Source organism: Streptomyces sp. AP-93, from assembly GCF_022808175.1.
Classification (GTDB): domain Bacteria; phylum Actinomycetota; class Actinomycetes; order Streptomycetales; family Streptomycetaceae; genus Streptomyces.
In genome coordinates, this window is the sequence record NZ_JALGBX010000002.1 from 468925 (window position 1) to 492179 (window position 23255).

The 23255-nt window shown below is 69.4% G+C and carries 20 protein-coding genes and 1 pseudogene; 11 read left to right on the forward strand and 10 right to left on the reverse strand.

From position 1 onward, the window contains the following. Nucleotides 1–41: 41 nt before the first annotated feature. A complete protein-coding gene (locus MTF69_RS05375; RefSeq protein ID WP_243331136.1) occupies nucleotides 42–1508 on the forward strand; it encodes a CCA tRNA nucleotidyltransferase in 1467 nt (488 codons plus the stop codon). A 93-nt stretch (nucleotides 1509–1601) separates the two neighbouring features. Here the strand turns inward: MTF69_RS05375 and MTF69_RS05380 are convergent, their stop codons facing one another. The 3 genes and pseudogenes from MTF69_RS05380 to MTF69_RS05390 all read right to left on the reverse strand — a co-directional run. Beyond that, entirely contained in the window at nucleotides 1602–2882 is a 1281-nt protein-coding gene (locus MTF69_RS05380) for an MFS transporter (RefSeq protein ID WP_243331137.1), read from the reverse strand. 105 nt (nucleotides 2883–2987) lie between these two features. Further along, on the reverse strand, nucleotides 2988–4070 hold the full coding sequence (locus tag MTF69_RS05385) for an inositol-3-phosphate synthase (RefSeq protein ID WP_243331138.1): 1083 nt from the start codon (nucleotides 4068–4070) through the stop codon (nucleotides 2988–2990). Nucleotides 4071–4122: 52 nt separating this feature from the next. Further along, nucleotides 4123–4722 (reverse strand): annotated as a pseudogene (locus MTF69_RS05390) (PadR family transcriptional regulator); the annotation flags it as partial. Nucleotides 4723–4996: 274 nt separating this feature from the next. Here MTF69_RS05390 and MTF69_RS42770 point away from each other — a divergent pair. Then, nucleotides 4997–7540 carry a transglycosylase domain-containing protein gene (locus MTF69_RS42770; protein WP_279345354.1) on the forward strand — a complete coding sequence of 848 codons (2544 nt, stop codon included), beginning with the start codon at nucleotides 4997–4999 and terminating at the stop codon, nucleotides 7538–7540. Nucleotides 7541–7642: 102 nt separating this feature from the next. Continuing rightward, nucleotides 7643–9103: a glycosyltransferase family 87 protein gene (locus MTF69_RS05400; protein ID WP_243331143.1), complete on the forward strand. Its 1461-nt coding sequence runs from the start codon at nucleotides 7643–7645 to the stop codon at nucleotides 9101–9103. Between the two features lies 1 nt (nucleotide 9104). Here the strand turns inward: MTF69_RS05400 and MTF69_RS05405 are convergent, their stop codons facing one another. From MTF69_RS05405 to MTF69_RS05415, 3 genes are all read right to left on the reverse strand, one after another. After that, nucleotides 9105–10136, reverse strand: coding sequence for an alanine racemase (locus tag MTF69_RS05405; RefSeq protein ID WP_243331145.1), 1032 nt, complete (start codon nucleotides 10134–10136; stop codon nucleotides 9105–9107). A gap of 67 nt (nucleotides 10137–10203) precedes the next feature. Next, on the reverse strand, nucleotides 10204–11322 hold the full coding sequence (locus MTF69_RS05410) for a peptidoglycan bridge formation glycyltransferase FemA/FemB family protein (RefSeq protein WP_243331146.1): 1119 nt from the start codon (nucleotides 11320–11322) through the stop codon (nucleotides 10204–10206). A gap of 128 nt (nucleotides 11323–11450) precedes the next feature. Beyond that, nucleotides 11451–11765, reverse strand: a complete 315-nt coding sequence (locus MTF69_RS05415) for a hypothetical protein (protein ID WP_243331148.1) — start codon at nucleotides 11763–11765, stop codon at nucleotides 11451–11453. 250 nt (nucleotides 11766–12015) lie between these two features. Between MTF69_RS05415 and rpsF the strand changes: the two genes are divergently transcribed. The 4 genes from rpsF (at nucleotide 12016) to rplI (ending at nucleotide 13726) form a co-directional block, all read left to right on the forward strand. Next, nucleotides 12016–12306: a 30S ribosomal protein S6 gene (rpsF, locus tag MTF69_RS05420; RefSeq protein ID WP_015034882.1), complete on the forward strand. Its 291-nt coding sequence runs from the start codon at nucleotides 12016–12018 to the stop codon at nucleotides 12304–12306. Nucleotides 12307–12378: 72 nt separating this feature from the next. After that, a complete protein-coding gene (locus MTF69_RS05425) occupies nucleotides 12379–12981 on the forward strand; it encodes a single-stranded DNA-binding protein (protein ID WP_243331151.1) in 603 nt (200 codons plus the stop codon). Between the two features lie 43 nt (nucleotides 12982–13024). Then, nucleotides 13025–13261 carry a 30S ribosomal protein S18 gene (rpsR, locus tag MTF69_RS05430; protein WP_005315025.1) on the forward strand — a complete coding sequence of 79 codons (237 nt, stop codon included), beginning with the start codon at nucleotides 13025–13027 and terminating at the stop codon, nucleotides 13259–13261. An 18-nt stretch (nucleotides 13262–13279) separates the two neighbouring features. Then, nucleotides 13280–13726, forward strand: a complete 447-nt coding sequence (rplI, locus tag MTF69_RS05435) for a 50S ribosomal protein L9 (protein WP_243331152.1) — start codon at nucleotides 13280–13282, stop codon at nucleotides 13724–13726. 152 nt (nucleotides 13727–13878) lie between these two features. Here rplI and MTF69_RS05440 read toward each other — a convergent pair whose 3' ends face one another. Then, the gene (locus MTF69_RS05440) at nucleotides 13879–15216 is read right to left on the reverse strand and encodes an MATE family efflux transporter (RefSeq protein ID WP_243331153.1); all 1338 of its coding nucleotides are present in this window, start codon (nucleotides 15214–15216) and stop codon (nucleotides 13879–13881) included. Nucleotides 15217–15668: 452 nt separating this feature from the next. Between MTF69_RS05440 and dnaB the strand changes: the two genes are divergently transcribed. Together dnaB and MTF69_RS05450 are read left to right on the forward strand one after the other, a co-directional pair. Then, nucleotides 15669–17132 (forward strand): replicative DNA helicase, encoded by a 1464-nt coding sequence (gene dnaB, locus MTF69_RS05445; RefSeq protein WP_243331367.1) that lies wholly within the window; start codon nucleotides 15669–15671, stop codon nucleotides 17130–17132. A 10-nt stretch (nucleotides 17133–17142) separates the two neighbouring features. Beyond that, complete coding sequence (locus tag MTF69_RS05450) at nucleotides 17143–18528, forward strand: serine hydrolase (RefSeq protein WP_243331157.1); 1386 nt, start codon at nucleotides 17143–17145, stop codon at nucleotides 18526–18528. Nucleotides 18529–18538: 10 nt separating this feature from the next. Here the strand turns inward: MTF69_RS05450 and MTF69_RS05455 are convergent, their stop codons facing one another. From MTF69_RS05455 to MTF69_RS05465, 3 genes are read right to left on the reverse strand one after another with little or no spacing between them, the layout of a single operon-like run. Next, nucleotides 18539–19708 carry a winged helix DNA-binding domain-containing protein gene (locus MTF69_RS05455; protein WP_243331158.1) on the reverse strand — a complete coding sequence of 390 codons (1170 nt, stop codon included), beginning with the start codon at nucleotides 19706–19708 and terminating at the stop codon, nucleotides 18539–18541. A 53-nt stretch (nucleotides 19709–19761) separates the two neighbouring features. Further along, nucleotides 19762–20226 (reverse strand): GNAT family N-acetyltransferase, encoded by a 465-nt coding sequence (locus MTF69_RS05460; RefSeq protein ID WP_243331159.1) that lies wholly within the window; start codon nucleotides 20224–20226, stop codon nucleotides 19762–19764. A 17-nt stretch (nucleotides 20227–20243) separates the two neighbouring features. Then, nucleotides 20244–21131 (reverse strand): GNAT family N-acetyltransferase, encoded by an 888-nt coding sequence (locus tag MTF69_RS05465; RefSeq protein WP_243331161.1) that lies wholly within the window; start codon nucleotides 21129–21131, stop codon nucleotides 20244–20246. Between the two features lie 135 nt (nucleotides 21132–21266). Between MTF69_RS05465 and MTF69_RS05470 the strand changes: the two genes are divergently transcribed. Both MTF69_RS05470 and MTF69_RS05475 read left to right on the forward strand, forming a co-directional pair. Then, a complete protein-coding gene (locus MTF69_RS05470) occupies nucleotides 21267–21917 on the forward strand; it encodes an HAD family phosphatase (RefSeq protein WP_243331163.1) in 651 nt (216 codons plus the stop codon). 121 nt (nucleotides 21918–22038) lie between these two features. Continuing rightward, entirely contained in the window at nucleotides 22039–23250 is a 1212-nt protein-coding gene (locus MTF69_RS05475; RefSeq protein WP_243331165.1) for a globin domain-containing protein, read from the forward strand. Nucleotides 23251–23255 lie beyond the last annotated feature (5 nt).

Here is a 23255-nt window from a genome sequence, read left to right on the forward strand (position 1 = left end):
ACGGGAGCTCCGGGCGGGCCGGGCACGTACCCTTTTCTGTTGTGCCGAACGCCAACGAAGACAACCCCAGTGTCCTGAATCACGGGCAGGCCCGCGCGGTGAGTGAACTGCTGCGGATCGCCCCTGTCGCCGACGAGCTCGGCCGCCGTTTCCAGGAGGCGGGATTCCGCCTCGCCCTGGTCGGCGGGTCCGTCCGCGACGCGCTGCTCGGGCGCCTCGGCAACGATCTCGATTTCACCACCGACGCCCGCCCCGAGGACGTTCTCAAGATCGTCAGGCCGTGGGCCGACTCGGTGTGGGACGTCGGCATCGCCTTCGGCACGGTCGGTGCGCAGAAGGACGCCCGCGTCGGAGACGCTGAGCGAAGCTTCCAGATCGAGGTGACCACGTACCGCTCGGAGTCCTACGACAGGACCTCGCGCAAGCCCGAGGTCTCCTACGGCGACTCCATCGAGGAAGACCTCGTCCGCCGCGACTTCACGGTGAACGCGATGGCCGTCGCGCTCCCCGAGAAGGAGTTCGTGGACCCGTACGGCGGCCTGGAGGACCTCCGCGCGGGCGTGCTGCGCACCCCGGGCACTGCCGAGGACTCCTTCTCCGACGATCCGCTGCGGATGCTGCGGGCGGCGCGGTTCGCCGCTCAGCTCGACTTCGAGGTCGCCCCGGACGTGGTGGCGGCGATGACGGAGATGTCCGGCCGCATCGAGATCGTCTCGGCCGAGCGGGTCCAGGCCGAGCTGAACAAGCTGCTGCTGTCCGCGCACCCGCGCAAGGGCCTGGGCCTCCTCGTGGACACGGGGCTGGCCGAGCACGTGCTGCCGGAGCTGCCGGCGCTGCGTCTGGAGAGCGATGAGCACCACCGGCACAAGGACGTCTACGACCACTCGCTGATCGTGCTGGAGCAGGCGATCGCGCTGGAGCAGGACGGCCCGGACCTGGTGCTGCGGCTCGCGGCACTGCTGCACGACATCGGCAAGCCCCGGACCCGCCGGTTCGAGAGCGACGGACGGGTCTCCTTCCACCACCACGAGATGGTGGGCGCGAAGATGACCAAGAAGCGCATGACCGCGCTCAAGTACTCCAACGACATGGTCAAGGACGTGTCCCGGCTGGTGGAGCTGCACCTGCGCTTCCACGGTTACGGGGACGGGGAGTGGACCGACTCGGCCGTGCGGCGCTACGTCCGCGACGCCGGTCCGCTGCTGGACCGCCTGCACAAGCTGACCCGCTCCGACTGCACCACGCGCAACAAGCGCAAGGCGAGCGCGCTCTCCCGTACCTACGACGGGCTGGAAGAACGCATCGCGCAGCTGCAGGAGAGGGAGGAGCTGGACGCGATCCGGCCCGACCTCGACGGCAACGAGATCATGCGGGTCCTCGACGTGGGTCCCGGCCCGGTGATCGGCAAGGCCTACGCGTTCCTGCTGGAGCTGCGGCTGGAGAACGGCCCCATGGAGCACGACGCGGCGGTCGCCGCCCTCAAGGAGTGGTGGGCCGCACAGGGCTGAAGGCCTGAGCGCCTGAAGCTCTGAGCGTCTGAAGGTCTGAGCGTGCCGATGTTTCACGTGAAACATCGGGACGGAGACCCGGTCGTGCTCCGGTCAGGGCGATGTTTCACGTGAAACATCGCCCTGACGCATGAGGAGAGCCGCGGTAGCGGCATAGAGCGTCGCCACCCCGAGGATCAAGGGGACGGAGTGTCCGTCGAGGGGGAGCACGAGAGCGGCCACCCCGGCGGCGCCGACGAAGGCGGCGTTGAAGAGCACGTCGTAGACGGAGAAGACGCGGCCGCGAAAGGCGTCGTCCACCTGGGACTGCACGATGGTGTCGGTGGAGATCTTGGCCCCCTGGGTGGCCAGGCCCAGCACGAAGGCGGCTGCCAGCATCGGTCCGGGCGCGAAGAACAGGCCGAGCGCCGGCACCAGCACCGCGGCGCTCGCGGCACAGAGGGTGATCGAGCCCAGGGCGCCCAGCCGGCCCGCCAGCCAGGGAGTGATGACGGCGGCTGCGAAGAAGCCGGCCCCGGAAACGCCGACCGTGAGCCCCAGCAGGGCCAGCCCGTCGGCCTCGTTGTCCGACCAGGCGTATCGGCAGAGCATGAGCAGCATGACGAACAGGGCCCCGTAGCAGAACCGCATGACGGTCATGGCGGTGAGCGCCCGGGCCGCCTCGCGCCGGGAGGCCAAGTGCCGCAGGCCCTCGGCCAGGCCCCGCACGGTGAGGGCGATCCCCTGGCGGACCGTCGGGTTGATCCGGCCGGGAGGGTGGTCGGGTCCGAGGAGATCCACGGCCATGCGCAGGGAGACCAGGGCCGCGCACAGGTAGAGGCCGGCTCCGAGGAGGACGACCAGGGCGTCGGAGTCGTCGGCCACTACACGGACGAGGAAGGCCAGGCCCCCGCCGGCGACGGCGGCGAGCGTTCCCGCAGTGGGTGAGAGTGCGTTCGCGGTGACCAGTTGGCCGGGTGCGACGACCCGCGGCAGGGAGGCGGCGAGCCCGGCCAGGATGAAGCGGTTGACCGCGGTCACGGACAGGGCCGAGGCGTAGAAGAGCCAGTCGGGGACGCGCGCGACGATCAGCATGCCGGTGACGCAGGCGAGGAAGGCCCGCAGCAGGTTCCCGTAGAGGAACACCTGGCGGCGGCGCCAGCGGTCCAGCAGGACTCCCGCGAAGGGGCCGATCACCGAATAGGGCAGCAGGAGCACCGCCATGGCGGAGGCGATGGCCGCGGGAGAGGCCTGCTTCTCCGGGGAGAAGACGACGTAGGCGGCCAGTGCGACCTGGTAGACCCCGTCGGCGGCCTGGGAGAGCAGCCGTACGGCGAGCAGGTTGCGGAAGTCCCGCAGACGCAGGAGTACGCGCAGATCACGTACGACGGCCATGAGGGAAAGGGTCACACACGCGGAGGGTCCCCGGGCACATTGCCCGGGGACCCTCCGCGGAAGAACAGCCGAAGTCCAGGCGTCCTTAAGGACGCCTGGGTTCGACTAGCGCTCGACCTCGCCCTTGATGAACTTCTCGACGTTCGCGTAGGCCTCGTCGTCGAAGTACTGCACCGGCGGGGACTTCATGAAGTAGCTCGAAGCCGACAGGATCGGGCCACCGATGCCGCGGTCCTTGGCGATCTTCGCGGCGCGCAGGGCGTCGATGATGACACCGGCGGAGTTCGGGGAGTCCCATACCTCGAGCTTGTACTCGAGGTTCAGCGGGACGTCGCCGAAGGCGCGGCCTTCGAGGCGGACGTAGGCCCACTTGCGGTCGTCGAGCCACGCGACGTAGTCGGACGGGCCGATGTGGACGTTCTTCTCGCCGAGCTCGCGGTCGGGGATCTGCGAGGTGACGGCCTGAGTCTTGGAGATCTTCTTCGACTCGAGGCGGTCGCGCTCCAGCATGTTCTTGAAGTCCATGTTGCCGCCGACGTTGAGCTGCATGGTGCGCTCAAGACGGACACCGCGGTCCTCGAACAGCTTCGCCATCACGCGGTGCGTGATGGTGGCGCCGACCTGCGACTTGATGTCGTCGCCGACGATCGGGACACCGGCCTCGGTGAACTTGTCGGCCCACTCCTTGGTGCCGGCGATGAAGACCGGGAGGGCGTTGACGAAGGCGACCTTGGCGTCGATGGCGCACTGGGCGTAGAACTTCGCCGCAGCCTCGGAACCGACCGGCAGGTAGCAGATCAGGACGTCGACCTGACGGTCCAGGAGGGTCTGGACGATGTCGACCGGGGTCTCGGCCGACTCCTCGATCGTCTCGCGGTAGTACTTGCCCAGACCGTCCAGGGTGTGGCCGCGCTGAACGGTCACGCCCGCACTCGGGACGTCACAGATCTTGATGGTGTTGTTCTCGCTGGCGCCGATGGCGTCCGAAAGGTCGAGGCCGACCTTCTTCGCGTCGACGTCGAACGCGGCGACGAACTCGATGTCGCGCACGTGGTAGTCGCCGAACTGGACGTGCATCAGACCGGGGACCTTGGCCGCCGGGTCGGCGTCCTTGTAGTACTCGACGCCCTGCACCAGCGAGGCGGCGCAGTTGCCTACGCCGACGATGGCTACGCGAACCGAACCCATTCCGGTTGCTCCCTGTTTGTTCTCGGACGAGGCCTGCGAGATGCAGACCTCACTGTGTCGTTTCGTCGGACGGACCGGGTCGTCTCTGATCCCGTCCCGCCCGCTCACTCTCGATGAGCTCGTTCAGCCAGCGCACTTCGCGCTCCACGGATTCCATGCCGTGGCGTTGCAGCTCGAGCGTGTAGTCGTCGAGCCGCTCGCGTGTGCGAGCCAGCGAGGCGCTCATCTTCTCCAGGCGCTCCTCAAGGCGGCTGCGACGGCCCTCCAGCACCCGCATGCGCACTTCTCGTTCGGTTTGACCGAAGAAGGCGAAGCGGGCGGCGAAGGACTCGTCCTCCCAGGCATCGGGGCCCGTGTGGGAGAGGAGCTCCTCGAAGTGCTCCTTACCTGCTGCCGTCAACCGGTAGACGATCTTGGCGCGGCGCCCTGCGAGTGAAGCGGCGAGAGCGTCTTCCGGGGCATTGCCCGGCTCTTCGATCAACCAGCCGTTGGTGACGAGCGTCTTGAGACAGGGGTAGAGCGTCCCGTAGCTGAACGCTCTGAACACCCCCAGCGAGGTGTTGAGCCGCTTGCGCAGCTCGTAACCGTGCATGGGGGATTCGCGAAGCAGGCCGAGAACAGCGAACTCGAGGATGCCTGAGCGCCTGCTCATCCGCTTGCCCTTCCCCAGTCTCGGAGTCTTTATGTCGAGCTGATGTATCGGCTCGATACATCCAGACGATAGAACGGGTAGCCCTCAGCTACAAGTGGTGACACGGTGACCGGCGTCACATCACCGATTTGCGCGAGGTAAGTTGCCTGATTTGGGGTGAACTTCGGCACTGATTGGCTTTTGGGCGTGCGTAGTCTGTGCGCCATGACACCGGGGGGACCGGAACTCACCTGCCGCTTCCAGGCCACTCGCCTGCCCGAGGAGTAGTCGTTCGATGAGCGAGCACCGCCGCAAACCGCAACAGCCCCAGAGCGGTGGCCGCGCCGCCGCCCGCAAGGCTGCCCAGCAGCGCCCTGCCAGGGGCGCCGGTTCCGGGCGTGACGTCCCCACCGCGTCACCCAGCGGGCCGTATGCACCGCAGCCGGGTCACGGCAGCCGGTCGGACGCCCGGAGATCCGCCGGCCGCGGCTCGGCGGGACGGGGCAGGGGCGCCGCCGCGGCCGCGGGCGCCGGCCGTCCCAAGCGGTTCATCAACTATCCCCGCGGGGAAAAGGCCGGCTGGAAGCGCTTCGTCCCCTCCTGGAAGCTCGTCAGCGGTACGGCCCTGGGCTTCTGCGCGATCATCACGGCCGGCGCCGGCATCGGCATCGCTTCGGTGGGCACACCCGACGTGAACAAGACGGCCAAGGCGCAGAACAACGTCTTCTACTGGGCGGACGGCACCCAGATGGTCGCGACCGGCGGGTCCGTCAACCGCCAGATCGTCCCCATCGGAAAGATCCCCCGGTCCATGCAGAACGCCGTGATCGCGGCGGAGAACGAGTCCTTCGAGTCGGACAAGGGCGTCGACCCGATGGGCATCGCCCGCGCCGTGTGGAACATGGCCAAGGGCGGATCCACCCAGGGCGGCTCGACGATCACCCAGCAGTTCGTGAAGAACCAGTACCTGGACTCGGACCAGACGCTCAAGCGAAAGGTCACCGAGCTCTTCATCTCGATAAAGCTGGGTGTCAACGAGGAGAAGAACACGATCCTCGCCGGCTACCTGAACACCGCCTACTACGGCCGCGACGCCTACGGGATCCAGGCGGCCGCGCGCGCCTACTTCGGCAAGGACAGCGAAAAGCTGAACCCCTCCGAGAGCGCCTTCCTCGCCGCCGTGCTCAAGGGCCCGAACCTCTACAACCCCGACGGCGGCATCGGCGCCACCGCCACGCCCGAGCAGAACACCAAGCGGGCCCATGACCGCTGGCAATGGGTGCTGGACCGCGAGGTCAAGGTCGGGCGCATGCAGCAGGCGGAGCGGGACCAGTTCAAAACCTTCCCCCAGCTGATCGAATCCGCTCAGGCCGCCGGCATGTCCGGGCAGATCGGCTACCTGGTCGATACCGCCAACCTCTACCTGTCGAAGACCAAGGGCATCAAGGTCGAGGACCTGGCCAAGGGCGGCTACCGGATCCACACCACCTTCCAGAAGAAGAAGGTGGACGCGCTGGTCAAGGCCGTCGAGGGGACCCGGGACGGGATGCTCGACGAGAAGAAGCGGCCCGAGACGGACACCTTCGTCCAGTTCGGCGCGGCCTCGGTGGACGTCAAGACCGGCGCCCTCGTGGCCCTGTACGGCGGCCCCGGCATCGACAAGAAGCACTTCAACAACAACGCCAACACCTCGGGCGTCCAGGTCGGCTCGACCTGGAAGCCGTTCGTGCTGGCCGCGGCCATGCAGTACGGCACGCAGAACTCGGACGGCGAGGGGATCTCGGCCGACAGCAAGTACATGGCCAGCGACCTCACGGTGATCAACAACCGTGCGGGCCAGCCGCTGCGCGACGGCTCCGGCAAGCCGTTCCGGCAGAAGAACGAGAGCCCGCAGGATTACGGCTACGTGACCTTGAACAAGGCGATGGAGGACTCCATCAACGTGCCGTTCGCCCAGCTCGTCTTCGACGTCGGCCACAGCAAGGTGAAGGAAGTCGCCGAGTCGACCGGCATCCTCCCGGAGTCCTTCGACCCGAACGACAACGCCTCCTTCGCTCTGGGCACCTCGACCCCCAGCGCCATCCGCATGGCCGACTCCTACGCCACCTTCGCCGCCTCCGGAATCCACCACGATCCGTACTCGGTGAGCAGCGTCCAGAAGAACGGCAAGGACCTGCCCGGCTTCGGGCCCCCCAAGGGCTCGCGGGCCATGGACAACTCCATCGCGGACAACATCACCAAGGTCCTGCGCAACGTCGTCGAGAAGGGCACCGGTACCAAGGCCAAGAAGCTGGGCCGGCCCGCCGCGGGCAAGACCGGCACCACCGACAAGAACATGTCGGCCTGGTTCGTCGGCTATACCCCCGAGCTGTCGACCTCCGTGGCCCTGTTCCGCTCGGACCCGAGCGCGAAGAAGAAGGAACTGATCTCGATGAGGGGCGTGGCGGGCATTCCCTCCCTCCACGGTGGTGACATCCCGGCAGAGATCTGGACCAAGTACATGAAGGAGGCGCTGAACGGCGTCGCGAAGTCGGACTTCCCGGAGCCCGACGAGCTCGGTGTCGTCGCGGACGCCTCGGGCGCTCCGTCGCCCTCCCCCTCCATGTCCCCCTCCCCCTCGCCGTCTCCGTCGAACTCCCCGTCCCCGTCCCCGTCCCGGTCCCCCAGCCCGAGTCCTACGCGCGGCGGCGGCAAGCCGACCTGCAAGCCGTGGGCCATCTGCGAGCCGGACCCCAGCCCCAGTTCGTCCCGGTCGCCCTCGCCCTCGCCCAGCAAGACGCGCGACAGGCCGAGCGGCGGTACCGGAGAGTTCCCGATAGGGGGCTCTACGGGGGGCTGACCGGACGCCCCACGCACGGACGGAGAGGGCCGTCGCACCCAGTGCGGCGGCCCTCTCCCCTGTCCCATGGGAGAGGGCGGCGCCGTACGGCAGGATGTGCGCATGACGAAGGTGCACGAGGACAGCCCCGTACTGCCCACCCAGCAGGACGAGGTGGCCGCCGCGGGGAGCGAGTTCATCGGCGGGCCGCTGGGCCGCTACGCCCGGCTGGGCGGTCACTGGCTGACCCCGGTGCGGGTCGTCGTGCTCGTCGCCCTGGGGATGTTCGCGCTCGGCATGGTGCAGAAGCTGCCCTGCTACGACTGGGCGTGGTTCCGCGGGGCCGGCTCCCAGTACACCCACGCCTGCTACTCGGACATCCCGCACCTCTACGTCGTACGCGGCTTCGCCGACGGCCTCACCCCGTACTTCGACCGGATCCCCGGCGACATGCAGTTCCTGGAGTACCCGGTGCTCACCGGGCTCTTCATGGAGATCGCCTCCTGGATGACCCCCGGCAGCGGCTCCATGCAGCACCGGGAGCAGATGTACTGGATGGTCAACGCGGGCATGCTGATGGTCTGCGCCGCCGTGATCGCGGTGTGCGTGGCCCGCACCCACCGCCGGCGGCCGTGGGACGCGCTGCTCTTCGCCCTCGCACCCGCCTTCGCGCTCACCGCTACCATCAACTGGGACCTGCTGGCCATCGCCCTGACCGCCGCCGCGATGCTCATGTGGTCGCGGGGCGGGGCGCGGTCCTTCGGCGTCCTGATCGGCCTGGCCACCGCGGCCAAGCTCTATCCCGTCCTGCTGCTCGGGGCCGTGTTCGTGCTCTGCTGGCGGGCCGGGAAGTGGCGTGCGTTCGGCGAGGCGGTCGGCGGCGCTCTGGTCGCCTGGCTCGTGGTGAACCTGCCCGTGATGCTCTTCGCCTGGGAGGGCTGGCAGAAGTTCTACACCTTCAGCCAGGAGCGGCCCATCGACTTCGGATCCGTGTGGCTGCTGATCTCCCAGCGCTCCGGGAACCCCCTCGAAGGCGCCAACACCTACGCGACGGGCCTGACGCTGCTGCTGTGCGCGGGCATCGGGCTGCTCACCCTGACCGCGCCCCGCCGCCCCCGCTTCGCACAGCTGGCCTTCCTGCTGGTGGCGGCCTTCATCCTGGTCAACAAGGTCTACTCGCCCCAGTACGTGCTCTGGCTCATCCCGCTCGCCGCGCTGGCCAGGCCGCGCTGGCGGGACTTCCTGATCTGGCAGGCCGGCGAGGTCGTCTACTTCCTGGGGATCTGGTTCTACCTCGCCTACACGACCAGCGGGGACAAGCACCAGGGCCTGCCCCTGGAGGGCTACCAGCTGGCCATCGCGGCCCACCTGCTGTGCACGCTCTACCTGTGCGCGGTGGTCGTACGCGACATCCTGCTGCCCGAGCGGGACGTGGTGCGGCGCGACGGATCGGACGACCCCTCCGGGGGCGTCCTGGACGGCGCCGAGGACGTCTTCACGCTCTCGCGGACGCCGAAGGCGCCGCAGGACGCGGCGCCTTCGGAGGGTCAGCGGGTGGAGTGGGGCGCGCGCCCCGGGGAGTGACTCAGGCGTCGAGCACCCGGTCGAACTGCGTGGTGGTGTGGCGCAGGTGCGCCACCAGTTCGTCGCCGACCTTCGGCTCGGGAGAGTCCGACGGCACGAACAGGATGGACACCTGCATGTGCGGCGGCTCGGCGAACCAGCGCTGCTTGCCCGCCCACACGAACGGCGACAGGTTCCGGTTGACGGTGGCGAGTCCGGCGCGGGCGACGCCCTTGGCGCGCGGCATCACCCCGTGCAGGGCCTTGGGGGCCTCCAGGCCGACTCCGTGGGAGGTGCCGCCGGCGACGACGACCAGCCAGCCGTCGGAGGCGGCCTTCTGCTGCCGGTAGCCGAACCGGTCGCCCTTGGCGACGCGGGTGACGTCGAGTACCGCGCCGCGGTACTCGGTCGCCTCGTGGTCGCCCAGCCACAGCCGGGTGCCGATGCGGGCCCGGAAGCGCGTCTGCGGGAACTGCTGCTGCAGCCGCACCAGCTCCGAGGCCTTCAGGTGGCTGACGAACATCGTGTGCAGCGGCAGCCGGGCGGCGCGCAGCCGGTCCATCCAGCCGATGACCTCCTCGACGGCATCGGAGCCGTCAGGGCGGTCCAACGGCAGGTGCAGGGCGAAGCCCTCCAGCCGGACGTCCTCGATCGCCGTGTGGAGCTGGCCGAGGTCCTGCTCGGAGATCCCGTGCCGGCGCATCGAGCTCATGCACTCGATGACCACACGGGCGCCGACCAGGCCGCGCACCCCGTCAAGCGAGGACACCGAGCGGATGACCCGGTCCGGCAGCGGCACCGGCTCCTCACCGCGCCGGAACGGGGTGAGGACGAGCAGGTCACCGCCGAACCAGTCCTTGATGCTGGCGGCCTCGTACGTCGTCCCGACGGCGAGGACGTCGGCGCCCATCCGGGTCGCCTCCTCGCAGAGCCGCTCGTGACCGAAGCCGTAGCCGTTCCCCTTGCAGACGGGGATCATCCCGGGGAACTGGTCCTGGATCTGCTTCTGGTGCGCACGCCAGCGCGCGGTGTCGACGTAGAGCGTGAGCGCCATGCCCGTCCGGAGCCTCTCTCGATGAGCTGCGTGGTGCAGCGGTGCGGTGTGTGTGGGTGGGGCGGGGTCAGCGACGCGACATGTAGATGTCGAGTGCCTTGTGCAGCAGCTTGTTGAGCGGGAAGTCCCACTCGCCGACGTACTCGACGGCCTCGCCGCCCGTGCCGACCTTGAACTGGATGAGGCCGAACAGGTGGTCGTTCTCGTCCAGGGTGTCACTGATGCCGCGCAGGTCGTAGACGCTTGCGCCGAGCGCGTAGGAGTCGCGCAGCATGCGCCACTGCATCGCGTTCGAAGGACGGACCTCGCGCTTGTGGTTGGCGGATGCGCCGTACGAGTACCAGACGTGCTGGCCGACGGTGAGCATCGTGGCGGCGGCCAGCGGCTCCCCCTCGTGCGTGGCGATGTACAGCCGCATCCGGTTGGGGTCCTCGGAGTTGAGGGCCGTCCACTGGCGCTGGAAGTAGCTGAGCGGGCGCGGGCGGAACTTGTCGCGCTCGGCCGTGACCTCGTACAGCTTCTGCCAGGTCGGGAGGTCCTCATAACCGCCCTGGACGACCTCGACACCGGCCTTCTCGGCCTTCTTGATGTTGCGGCGCCACAGCTGGTTGAAGCCCTTGAGGACGTCGTCCAGCGAGCGGTTGGCCAGGGGTACCTGGAAGACGTACCGGGGCTGGACGTCGCCGAAGCCGGCGCCGCCGTCCTCGGCCTGCTGCCAGCCCATCCGGCGCAGCTTGTCGGAGACTTCGAAGGCGCGGGGCTCGATGACGGAGGCCTCCACGTCACGCAGGCGCTTGACCTCCGGGTCCTGGATACCGGCCTTGATGGCGGTCGAGTTCCAGCGGCGGATCACGACGGGCGGGCCCATCTTCACGGTGAAGGCGCCCTGCTGCTTGAGGTGCGCCAGCATCGGCTGGAGCCACTCTTCGAGGTTGGGGGCGTACCAGTTGATGACCGGGCCCTCGGGGAGGTACGCGAGGTACCGCTTCACCTTGGGCAGCTGCCGGTACAACACGAGTGCGGCGCCGACGAGTTCGCCGGACTGGTCGAACCATCCGAGGTTCTCGGAACGCCACTCGTTCTTCACGTCGGCCCACGCCGGGACCTGGCAGTGGCTAGCCGAGGGCAGGCTCTGGAGGTAGCCCAGGTGCTGCTCTCGGCTGATGGTCCTCAGGGACAGGCTCATGCGGGGCGTCTCCTCGGCGGCTTCGCTGGCTATGGCGCGAAGCCTACTGCGACGGGGGCGCCACCCATCTGGGGGACAGGCCGGGCCTGGGCCGGTGGAGGCCGGCGCCCCGTCGCGGAGGCACCCGGTCAGCCCAGCCAGCCGCCGAAGAGACCGCCGTGCGCCATGCCGAGGAAGAAGCCGATGGCCGCGGCTCCGAGGCCGATGATCAGTGCTGTGCGTTCGCGTGTCGTGGCGGAGATGAACTGGCCGTAGAGCCCGGTGACGATCCCGATCAGCCCGGTCCACGAGCTGAGCAGGTGCAGGTTGTGGAAGAAGGCCGTGACGAACGCCACGGCGCCGAGGACCAGGGTGACCGCCACCAGGGTGTCCTGGAGCGGATGGGGCTTGCCGTCGGTCGCGAAGAGCGAGATGGAGGACTGAGATCGCATTGCCTGTGCCATCGGAAGGCACCTCCTGGCTGCAGCAGAGCGGTGCTGCGGGGCCGGCTCCGGCAGGAGCAGGGGCCTAGCACCGAGCACACCCGATGCATACAGATTGTGGCCTCCTTGCGCCGGATTTCAACCGGAAGGAGTCGAGGAGGTAGTCTGTACAGCTGCGCGGTGTCTGCTCTGCAGATGCCGTGCGCACGCATCACGACCCTCCTGCCACGGAACGACCGTGGCCGCTGAGTCCAAAGGAGGTGGGTTCCACATGCGTCACTACGAAGTGATGGTCATCCTCGACCCCGATCTCGAGGAGCGCGCTGTCTCCCCGCTGATCGAGAACTTCCTTTCTGTCGTCCGTGAGGGCAACGGAAAGGTCGAGAAGGTCGACACCTGGGGCCGTCGTCGTCTCGCTTACGAGATCAAGAAGAAGCCCGAGGGCATCTACTCGGTCATCGACCTCCAGGCCGAGCCTGCGGTCGTCAAGGAGCTTGACCGACAGCTGAACCTGAACGAGTCGGTTCTCCGGACCAAGGTCCTTCGCCCCGAGACCCACTGAACTTCGGTTCAGCGGTAATCGGGACCGAGTAGCACAGCAGCCCAGCAGCAATCCCCGCCGAGAGGTTCATCCATGGCAGGCGAGACCGTCATCACGGTCGTCGGCAATCTCGTCGACGACCCCGAGCTGCGCTTCACCCCCTCGGGTGCGGCGGTCGCGAAGTTCCGTGTCGCGTCCACTCCCCGCACTTTCGACAAGCAGACCAATGAGTGGAAGGACGGCGAAAGCCTGTTCCTGACCTGCTCGGTCTGGCGCCAGGCGGCTGAGAACGTCGCCGAGTCCCTTACCCGGGGCATGCGCGTCATCGTGCAGGGCCGGCTGAAGCAGCGGTCGTACGAGGACCGTGAGGGTGTCAAGCGCACGGTCTACGAGCTGGACGTCGAGGAAGTCGGCCCCAGCCTGAAGAACGCCACGTCCAAGGTCACCAAGACCACTGGTCGCGGTGGTCAGGGTGGATACGGCGGCGGTGGCGGCGGTCAGCAGCAGGGCGGCGGCGGTGGCAACTGGGGCGGAGCCCCCAGTGGCGGCGCCCCCCAGGGCGGCGGAGCTCCCTCCGACGACCCCTGGGCGTCCAGTGCGCCGGCCGGTGGCCAGCAGCAGGGCGGCGGCGGTGGCGGTTGGGGCGGAAGCTCCGGCGGCTCCGGCGGTGGCTACTCGGACGAGCCGCCCTTCTAGGGCAGCTCGCACCCCCACTTCTTGATTTCACAGGAGAGACACAATGGCGAAGCCGCCTGTGCGCAAGCCTAAGAAGAAGGTCTGCGCGTTCTGCAAGGACAAGACCGCGTACGTGGACTACAAGGACACGAACATGCTGCGGAAGTTCATTTCCGACCGTGGCAAGATCCGTGCCCGCCGCGTTACCGGCAACTGCACGCAGCACCAGCGTGACGTCGCCACGGCAGTCAAGAACAGCCGTGAGATGGCACTGCTGCCCTACACGTCCACCGCGCGATAAGGAAAGGGTGACCGAATAATGAAGATCATCCTGACCCACGAGGTCTCTGGCCTCGGCACCGCCGGCGATGTCGTCGACGTCAAGGACGGTTACGCTCGCAACTACCTGGTCCCGCGTGGTTTCGCGATCCGCTGGACCAAGGGTGGCGAGAAGGACGTGGCGCAGATCCGCCGCGCCCGCAAGATCCACGAGATCGCGACCATCGAGCAGGCCAACGAGTTCAAGGCCAAGCTCGAGAACGTCAAGGTCCGTCTGGCCACCCGCGCGGGTGACGCCGGTCGTCTCTTCGGTTCCGTCACGCCCTCCGACATCGCCACGGCGATCGAGGCGTCCGGTGGCCCGAAGGTCGACAAGCGCCGCGTGGAGCTGGGCTCCCCGATCAAGACCCTCGGTTCGTACCAGGTCTCCGTGCGTCTGCACGCTGACGTGGCCGCGACCGTGGGCATCGAGGTCGTCGCCGCCTAAGGGCTGCGCATGAAGGGCCGCACCCCTGTGGGGGTGCGGCCCTTCTTCGTTGTTTCACGTGAAACACGGGCTTGTTCATCGGCCCTGTTTCACGTGAAACATCGCTCCAGGCCGACAGCGGGAACCGGCGGTCTGCCGCGGGCCGCCTCGGTCTACCGGGTGGCTCCGGCGACCAGCCAGCGGCCCGAGCGGGCGCGCAGCTGGAGGGTGACCATGCGGACCAGCATCATCAGGGTCATGGCGCACCAGAGGGCCGTCAGCCCGCCGCCCAGGGACGGTACGAGCAGGGCGGCCGGAGTGAAGACGACGAGGGTCAGCAGCATGGCCCAGGCCAGGTAGCGGCCGTCGCCCGCGCCCATCAGGACGCCGTCGAGGATGAAGACGATGCCGGAGACGGGCTGCGAGACGGCCACGACGAGCAGGGCCGGCAGCAGGGCGTCTTCGACGGCGGGGTCGCTGGTGAAGAGCGGGATGAACACCGGGCGGGCCGCGATCACGAGGAGGCCCAGGACGATGCCGGAGACGATCCCCCACTGCACCATGCGGCGGCAAACTGCCTTGGCCCCCTCCGTGTCGCCCGCGCCGAGGTAGCGGCCGATGATGGCCTGCCCGGCGATCGCGATCGCGTCGAGAGCGAAGGCGAGCAGGCTCCACAGGGCGAGCAGGATCTGGTGGGCCGCGATGTCGGCGTCCCCGAGGCGTGCGGCCACAGCGGTCGCGATCAGCAGGACCGCCCGCAGGGACAGGGTGCGGACCAGCAGGGGCGCACCGGCCTGGGCGCAGGCCCGGATGCCGTCGGCGTCGGGCCTCAGGGAGGCGCCGTGCCGGCGGGCGCCCCGGACGACCACGACGAGGTAGGCGGCGGCCATGGCGCACTGGGCGATCACCGTGCCCCAGGCGGAGCCGGCGATGCCGAGGCCGGCTCCGTAAACGAGGGCGACGTTCAGGACTCCGTTGAGGGCGAAGCCGCCGATCGCGACGTAGAGCGGGGTCCGGGTGTCCTGGAGGCCGCGGATGACGCCCGTGGCGGCGAGCACCACGAGCATCGCGGGGATGCCGAGGGCGGAGATCCGCAGGTAGGTGATCGCGTACGGGGCGACGGTGTCGGAGGCCCCGAAGAAGGAGATCAGGGTGGGCGCCGTGGGCAGTACGACGGCGACGACGGCCGCGCCGAGGAGCAGGGCGAGCCAGATGCCGTCCATGCCCTGGCGGATGGCGGCCTGGAGGTCGCCCGCGCCGACGCGGCGGGCCACGGCCGCGGTGGTGGCGTAGGCGAGGAAGACGAAGATGCTCACGGCCGTGGTGAGCAGTGCGGCCGCGATGCCGAGACCGGCCAGCTGGGGTGTGCCGAGGTGGCCCACGATGGCGCTGTCGGCGATCACGAAGAGGGGTTCGGCGACGAGGGCGCCGAAGGCGGGGACGGCGAGTGCGAGGATCTCGCGGTCGTGCCGTCTCGGGGCAGCCTTCGGTGCGGTGGGGGCCAGTCTCATGTGCTCAATCTAATCTTCCACAGGTAATAGACGCAAGGGCTCTTGGATCCTTACCGATGCGTCGATTCGAGCGTTCGTCCCACCTCATTGGAGGCGATCTCGGGACCGTGGCCAAAAATTTTCTCCCCCACAGTCGGTGGAGGGGGAAATCCCAGGTCAGGTGGTGTGAGCGGGTGGTCCAGGTGATTTTGTCCACAGCGCCGTCCCCCGGTCCGTGCACAGCTTCCGGGGAGTTACCCACAGCATTGGCGCCGTCATCCACACCTCATCCACACAGCCTGTGGATAACAGGATTGGCTGACGTCGCTCCCGGCCCTAACGTTGTTCGTTGTCCGACTCGCCGAGAGCCGATTCGGGTGCCCCAAATGTCAGAGCCGTGTCGTAGAAAGAGTGACACGGCAAGGTCCGCGTTGCGGACGGGAGGAGGCGGCCCGGTGAGCATGTCCGAGCCCATGGACGACCCCTGGGCCGACAGCGGTCCAGGTGACCGTCTGCCCGCCCGTACGCGCCGCAACGGCGAAGGCCGTGGCCGCGGGGACGAACAGAGCGACCGAGGCCGCGAGGGCGGCTCCTGGGACGGCGGTGGCGGCGGCTTCGAGCGGGTCCCGCCCCAGGACCTCGACGCAGAGCAGTCCGTCCTGGGCGGCATGCTGCTGTCCAAGGACGCCATCGCCGACGTGGTCGAGGTGCTGAAGGGGCACGACTTCTACCGTCCGTCGCACGAGACGATCTACCAGGCCATCCTCGACCTGTACGCCAAGGGAGAGCCGGCCGACCCGATCACCGTCAGCGCCGAGCTGACCCGGCGCGGTGAGATCAGCAAGGTCGGCGGCGCCCCCTACCTGCACACCCTGGTCCAGTCGGTCCCCACGGCGGCGAACGCCGAGTACTACGCGGAGATCGTCCACGAGCGGGCGGTCCTGCGCCGGCTGGTCGCGGCCGGTACGAAGATCACGCAGATGGGTTACGCCGCCGACGGGGACGTCGACGAGATCGTCAACAGCGCCCAGGCCGAGATCTACGCCGTCACCGAGCAGCGGACCTCCGAGGACTACCTGCCGCTCGGCGACATCATGGAAGGCGCCCTCGACGAGATCGAGGCGATCGGTTCGCGCAGCGGCCAGATGTCGGGCGTCCCGACCGGCTTCACCGACCTGGACTCGCTGACCAACGGCCTGCACCCGGGCCAGATGATCGTCATCGCGGCCCGACCCGCCATGGGCAAGTCCACCCTCGCGCTCGACTTCGCCCGTGCCTGTTCCATCAAGGCGAACCTGCCCAGCGTCATCTTCTCCCTCGAAATGGGGCGCAACGAGATCGCGATGCGCCTGCTCTCGGCGGAGGCGCGGGTGGCCCTGCACCACATGCGCTCCGGCACGATGACGGACGACGACTGGACCAGGCTGGCCCGCCGGATGCCGGACGTCTCCGCCGCCCCGCTCTACATCGACGACTCCCCGAACCTGTCGATGATGGAGATCCGGGCGAAGTGCCGCCGCCTCAAGCAGCGCAACGACCTGTCGCTCGTCGTCATCGACTACCTCCAGCTGATGCAGTCGGGCGGCTCGCGCCGGCCCGAGAGCCGCCAGCAGGAGGTCTCGGACATGTCCCGAAACCTCAAGCTCCTGGCGAAGGAGCTGGAGGTCCCGGTGATCGCGCTGTCCCAGCTGAACCGTGGTCCCGAGCAGCGCACCGACAAGAAGCCGATGGTCTCCGACCTGCGTGAGTCCGGCTCGATCGAGCAGGACGCCGACATGGTGATCCTGCTGCACCGCGAGGACGCGTACGAGAAGGAATCCCCCCGCGCGGGTGAGGCGGACCTGATCGTGGCGAAGCACCGTAACGGTCCGACGGCCACCATCACCGTGGCCTTCCAGGGCCACTATTCGCGGTTCGTGGACATGGCCAACACGTAGCATCCGCAGCATGGATACCGCACTGGAAGATCTTGTCCTCCTGCCTGCGACCCGGCGTGCGCTGAGCCACCGGATCGCGGTCGCGCAGCGCGAAGGCCGGACTCCGTCCCTGGTGGCGGCCGTGGTGCGGGGTGGCGAGGTGGTCTGGGAGGGGTCCCGGACCATGGTCGAGGGGCACGGTCCCGACGGAAACGTGCAGTACCGGATCGGGTCGATCACCAAGACGTTCACCGCCGTGCTGGTGATGCGGCTGCGGGACGAGGGCCTGCTGGAACTGGGCGATCCGATCGAGAAGTTCCTTCCGGGTACGGGAGCCGGCGAGGTGACGGTGGGACAACTGCTGTCCCACACCTCCGGACTGGCGGCGGAGACGCCCGGTGAGTGGTGGGAGCGCACGGCGGGCACGCTGCGCCCGGAGCTCTCGGACGTCCTGGGCGAGAAGCCCTTCCGCTTTGAGCCCGGTCGGCGCCACCACTACTCCAACCCCGGGTACACACTGCTCGGTTCGCTCGTCGAGGCCGTCCGTGCGAGGCCCTGGGCGGAGGCGCTCCGCGCCGAGGTGCTGGAGCCGCTGGGGCTGGAGCGCACGACGGCGCAGCCGGTGGCCCCGCACGCGGGCGGCTGGGCGGTGCACCCGTGGGCGGACGTGATGATGCCGGAACCGCTGGAGGACCTCGGGCTCATGGCCCCGGCGGGCCAGCTGTGGTCCACCACCGGTGATCTGGCGAAGTTCGCCGCCTTCCTCGTACGGGGCGACGCGCGCGTGCTGAGCGCCGAGTCCGTACGGGAGATGCGGACGTCGGCCACTCCCCCGGAGCCTGGCATCGCCGACCTCGGATACGGGCTCGGGATCCAGCTGACGCAGAGCGGCGGGCGCCGGCTCGCGGGCCACAGCGGCTCGCTGCCGGGCTTCCTCGCCGGGCTGTGGCTGAGCGAGGAGGACGACGTGGCGGCGGTGGCACTGGCCAACTGCACGTCGGGGCTGGCGGTCTCGACGCTGGCGGCCGATCTGGTGGGCATCGTCGCCGAGGCCGAGCCGCGGATCCCCGAGCCGTGGCGGCCGCTGCGGGAGGCCGATCCCGTCGCGCTGGAGCTGTGCGGCCCTTGGTACTGGGGCACGTCGGCCCAGGCCGTACGGCTGACCTACGACGGATTCCTGGAGCTGGGTCCGGTGGGCGCGACCGGCCGGGCCGCCCGCTTCCGGCCGGAGCCGGACGGCAGCTGGACCGGACTGGGCGGCTACTACGCGGGTGAGTCGCTGCGGGCCGTACGGCGGCCGGACGGATCGGTGAGCCACCTCGACCTCGCCTCGTTCGTGTTCACCCGCGAGCCCTACGACCCGAAGTCCCCGGTGCCCGGCGGGGTCGACCCGCAGGGCTGGCGGGGCATCGGCTAGCGCACCGTCCTCACCCCGCTACGAGTTCGCGCTCCAGCGGGGTGCGGAAGCGCGGGGTGATCCGGTCGGCCCCCAACCATGCGGCGAGCCGGACGGCCTCGTCGGCGATGGCCTTCTCGGCTTCGCTGCCGGGGTCGCCCAGCAGCCGGTGGACGATCTCGCCGTCGCCGCGCTGGGCCCAGCCGCCGACGATCTCTCCGTTCCACCACACGGTGGGGCCGATGTTGCCGGAGTGGTCGAAGAGCGGCGGGCGGTGGGCGGGATCGAGGTGGAAGCTCCGGTCCGCCCAGCCCATCGCGCTCGGGTCCAGGGCGGGCAGCAGGGCGGCCCAGGGCTCCTGGCCGGGTTCGGTCCCGGTGTCCCCGGGGCAGACGAGCGCGGTGGTGCCGTCTTCGAGCCGGACCTCGTCGGGGCCGACGGCCGCGAGGGCCTTGCGGACCTCGGTGAGGGTCCAGCCCGTCCACCACTTGAGGTCGGCCTCAGTGGCCGGACCGTAGGAGTGGAGCCAGCGCCGGGCGATCTCGGCGCGGGCCTCGGCCGCGGGCACGGCCGGCCAGGGTTCGGTGTGGACCCAGCGGTACTGGCTGGAGGCCCACGATCCCCGGGGCCGGTCCCGGCGGATCCGCCCGTCGGCGGCCAGCAGGCGGATGACGCGCGTGGCGACCCCGGTCTCGTACTTCTTGCCGCGGCCGTAGACGAACTTCCGGCGCAGTGCGGGGACGGCGGCGGAGAGCTGGCTGCCGGTGGAGGGGCCTTGGGCGTCGAGTGCGTCCAGCACGGAGCTCTCCACGTGGGCCAGCCAGTCCGCGTCGAGGCCCTGACCGTCCTCCTCCAGGTGCTTGAGGAAGGTGCGGCGCTCCTTCACGGCGATGCCGCGGGCGGTGGAGGCGTCGACGTATGGGGCGAGCTCGGTGGAGACGGCGAAGAGCGTGTTGCGCATGCTGAGCAGCCGTACGAGGGTCACGTCCTCGTACAGGGCCTGCTCGATCGCGGCGGGCGAGCCTTCGCTCAGCCTGGCGCGGGCGGAGAGGAAGACGGTCGCGGCATCGGTGGCGTGCAGGGCGACGACGGCGTCCGCGGCCTCGGACACGGTGGTGGCGTGTGCCGACGGGGACAGGCGGTGCCTGTGGCCGAGGCGTCGGCGGCGCTCCGCCGTGCTGAGGAGGGGAAGGCTGCTCATCCTCCCGATCGTAGGCCGGGCAGCCGACAGCGACCCGGCCCACGCACGGGGCCTCAGAGCTGGAGCTTGAACCCGACGTGGGAAGCGGTGAAGCCGAGCCGCTCGTAGAAGCGGTGGGCGTCGGTGCGGGTCACGTCAGAGGTGAGCTGGACGAGTTGGCAGTTCTCGGCACGGGATCGTTCGATCGCCCATTCGATGAACCGGGTACCCAGCCCGCTGCCGCGTTCGTCGGCGTGGACCCGTACGCCCTCGATGATCGAACGGATGCTGCCCTTGCGGGAGAGTCCGGGGACGATCGTCAGCTGCAGGGTGCCGACGACGCGGCCCGCGCGGACGGCGACGACCACGTGCTGGTGGGGGTCGTCCGTCAGCCGCTTGAGGGCCACCGCGTAGGGGGTGAGATCGTCCGGGGACTCCCGGGTGGCGCCGAGCGGGTCGTCCGCGAGCATCGCGACGATCGCGGGCAGGTCCTCCTCGGTGGCGGGACGGATGAGGAGGCCGGAGTCGCTGTCGGTCATGGTCTGGTGCTCCTTGCTCAGCCGGCCGCCACGGTGAGCGGGGCCCACCGGCGGGTCCAGTCACCGGGCAGGCCGGGGATGTCCCGGGTCATGACGGTGTTGAAGGCCACGGAGCCGAGACCGCGGTCCTTGAGCCAGCCGAGCAGTTCTTCGTGGCGTACGTCGACATCGGTGCGCAGGTGCCGGTCGGTGGCCGCCGCGAGGGCGGTGACCAGCGCCCTGGCCGCGCCGGTGTCACGGGCCACCAGGGGTCCGATGACATGGGTGTCCATGTTCGGCCAGATCGCTCCGTAGCCGATCAGGTCGCCGGAGGGGTCCTCGGCGACGAGCAGCCGATCCGTGAAGGCGGGCAGCCGGGTGATCAGGTGGGTCCGGTCGACGCCGAACACCTCGGCGTCCAGCCGGAGGATCCCCGCGATGTCCTCGGCGCCGGCGGGCCGGACGCGGACGGCGTCCGGTGCGGGTGCGCCGGCATCCGGGCTGAAGGCGCCCCGCAGCATCTCGGCGCGGCCGGTGCTCTCGAAGCCGAGCTCCTCGTAGAGGGGGCGGCCGTACGGGGTGGCGTGCAGGGTGAGCGGAACGCCCTTGAGGACCTCGTCGCAGATGTATGTCATGAGGCGCCGGCCCAGACCCTGGCGGGCGTAGCGCTCGGCGACGAGGACCATGCCGATGGAGGCGAGCTCGGGATCGGCCATCGGCGGTCCGTAGCGGGTGACCACGCAGGCCGTGGCCAGTCCCTGTCCGTCGGGGGCGTCGATGCCGTAGCCGTGTCCGGCGGCGAGCAGCAGGCCCCACTTGTGGTCCTCGCGGGGCCAGCCGCGGTCTTCGGAGAGATCGGCGCAGTGGCGGAGGTCGTCCACGGTCAGTGCGCGGATCGGGAGAGAGGTGAGGTGTGGTGGTGTCACGGCCCCAGACTGGTTCATCGAAGGTGACCCGGTCCAGGGGATTTGGGGTGGATGTTTCACGTGAAACATCCACGCGAGGTCCGGTGGGAGGCATCCACTGTTTCACGTGAAACGAACGTACTAGCCTCGACGGTTATGACCCTCCTTCACCTGTTCGACCTCGACGGGACGCTGATGTACGGCTCGGCCTCGCCGGTCGAGATCTCGCGGCAGCTCGGGCTGTCCGACGAGATCGCCGAGCTGGAGCGGGCCTTCGCCGCACGGGAGCTCCAGCCGCACCAGTTCGCGCTGGCGGCGCAGAAGCTCTGGTCGGACCTGACTCCGGCACACGTCCGGGCGGCGTTCGACGGGGCTCCTTGGCTGTCGGGGATCCGGGAGGTCTGGCAGGAGATCCGGGAGCGCGGGGACTACTGCGCGGTCATCTCGCTGTCGCCGTCCTTCTTCGTGGAACTCCTGCTGGAGTGGGGCGCGCACGCCGCGCACGGCTCGGTCTTCCCGGACGTGCCCTTCACCCGGCCGGTGGACGTGGCCGGGATCCTGACTCCGGAGGGGAAGGTGACGGTCGCCGACCGGCTGTGCGCGCGGTTCGGCGTGACGCGGGCCGACTGTGTCGCGTACGGGGACTCCAGCACCGACGTGGCGCTCTTCGCAGCGGTCCCGCTCTCGGTCGCGGTGAACGCCCGGCCCTACTTGGTGGAGCGGGCGACGCACGTCTACGAGGGCCGGGACCTGCGCGAGGCATACCAGCTGACAGGGGTGGCGCGCACGGGAGTTGAGGCATCTTAAGGGGAAAGTGGGTTCGAAACGCGGATTTCCCGCATTTCCCCGCAAGCTCTGGGGCGGACTGGCACGCTGTGGAACCCGGAACCACGGATTCGAAGGCCGTGGCGCGTGCAGACCTACCGAGATGCTCGAAGCGAGGCACCGCATGGACGCTCCGCCCACCAGATCGGCAAGACGGGGGTCATCCCGGATACCGTCCGGGGACGGGGCGCCCGAGCCCTCCCCCGATGCCGTGCTCATCCGCCGGACCCTCGCGGAGATCGCACCCGTCGCCGACAAGGTGACCTCCTACTTCTACGCCGTCGTCTTCACGGGATACCCGGACCTCCGGGGGCTGTTCCCGGCTGCCATGGACGTGCAGCGCGACCGGCTGCTGAAGGCGCTGCTGACGGCCGCCGAGCACATCGACAACCCAGAGGTGCTCACCGCCTACCTGCGCAGGCTGGGCACGGGGCACCGCAAGTACGGAACCAGGCCCGAGCACTATCCGCCGGTGGGAGAGGCCCTGATCGCGGCGCTGGCCAAGTACGCGGAGGCCACCTGGGGGCCGGAGACCGAGGCCGCCTGGGTCCGGGCGTACACCGCGATCTCCCAGATCATGATCGACGCGGCGGCCGAGGACGAGCCCAAGGCGCCGCCGTGGTGGCACGCGGAGGTGGTCTCGCACGATCTGCGCACCTCGGACATCGCGGTGCTCACCGTCCGCCCCGACCAGCCCTACCCCTTCCTCGCGGGCCAGTACACGAGCCTGGAGACGCCGTGGTGGCCGCGGGTCTGGCGGCACTATTCCTTCGCCTCGGCGCCGCGCGCGGACGGGCTGCTGTCCTTCCACGTCAAGGCCGTTCCGGCGGGATGGGTCTCCAACGCGCTCGTCCGGCACGCCCGCCCCGGCGACGTGCTGCGGCTCGGGCCCCCGGCGGGATCGATGGTGGTGGACCACAGCACCGACAACGGGATGCTGTGCCTGGGTGGCGGCACGGGCATCGCCCCGATCAAAGCGCTGATCGAGGACGTGGCCGAGCACGGAGAGCGGCGCCCGGTGGAGGTGTTCTTCGGGGCGCGCAGCGACGACGACCTGTACGACAAGGACACGCTGCTGAGGCTGCAGCGCTCGCACCCCTGGCTGTCGGTGCGCCCGGTGGTCTGCGACGAGGGCCTGGCCGGACAACTGCCCCAGGCCGTCGGCACTCACGGGCCCTGGAGCTCGTACGACGCGTTCGTCTCGGGGCCGGCCGCGATGATCCGCAGTGGGGTGGACGCGCTGAAGAGGATCGGGATCCCCGGGGAGCGGATCCGGCACGACGAGGTGGAGGAACTGGCGGGCGTCGCCGGCTGATTCCG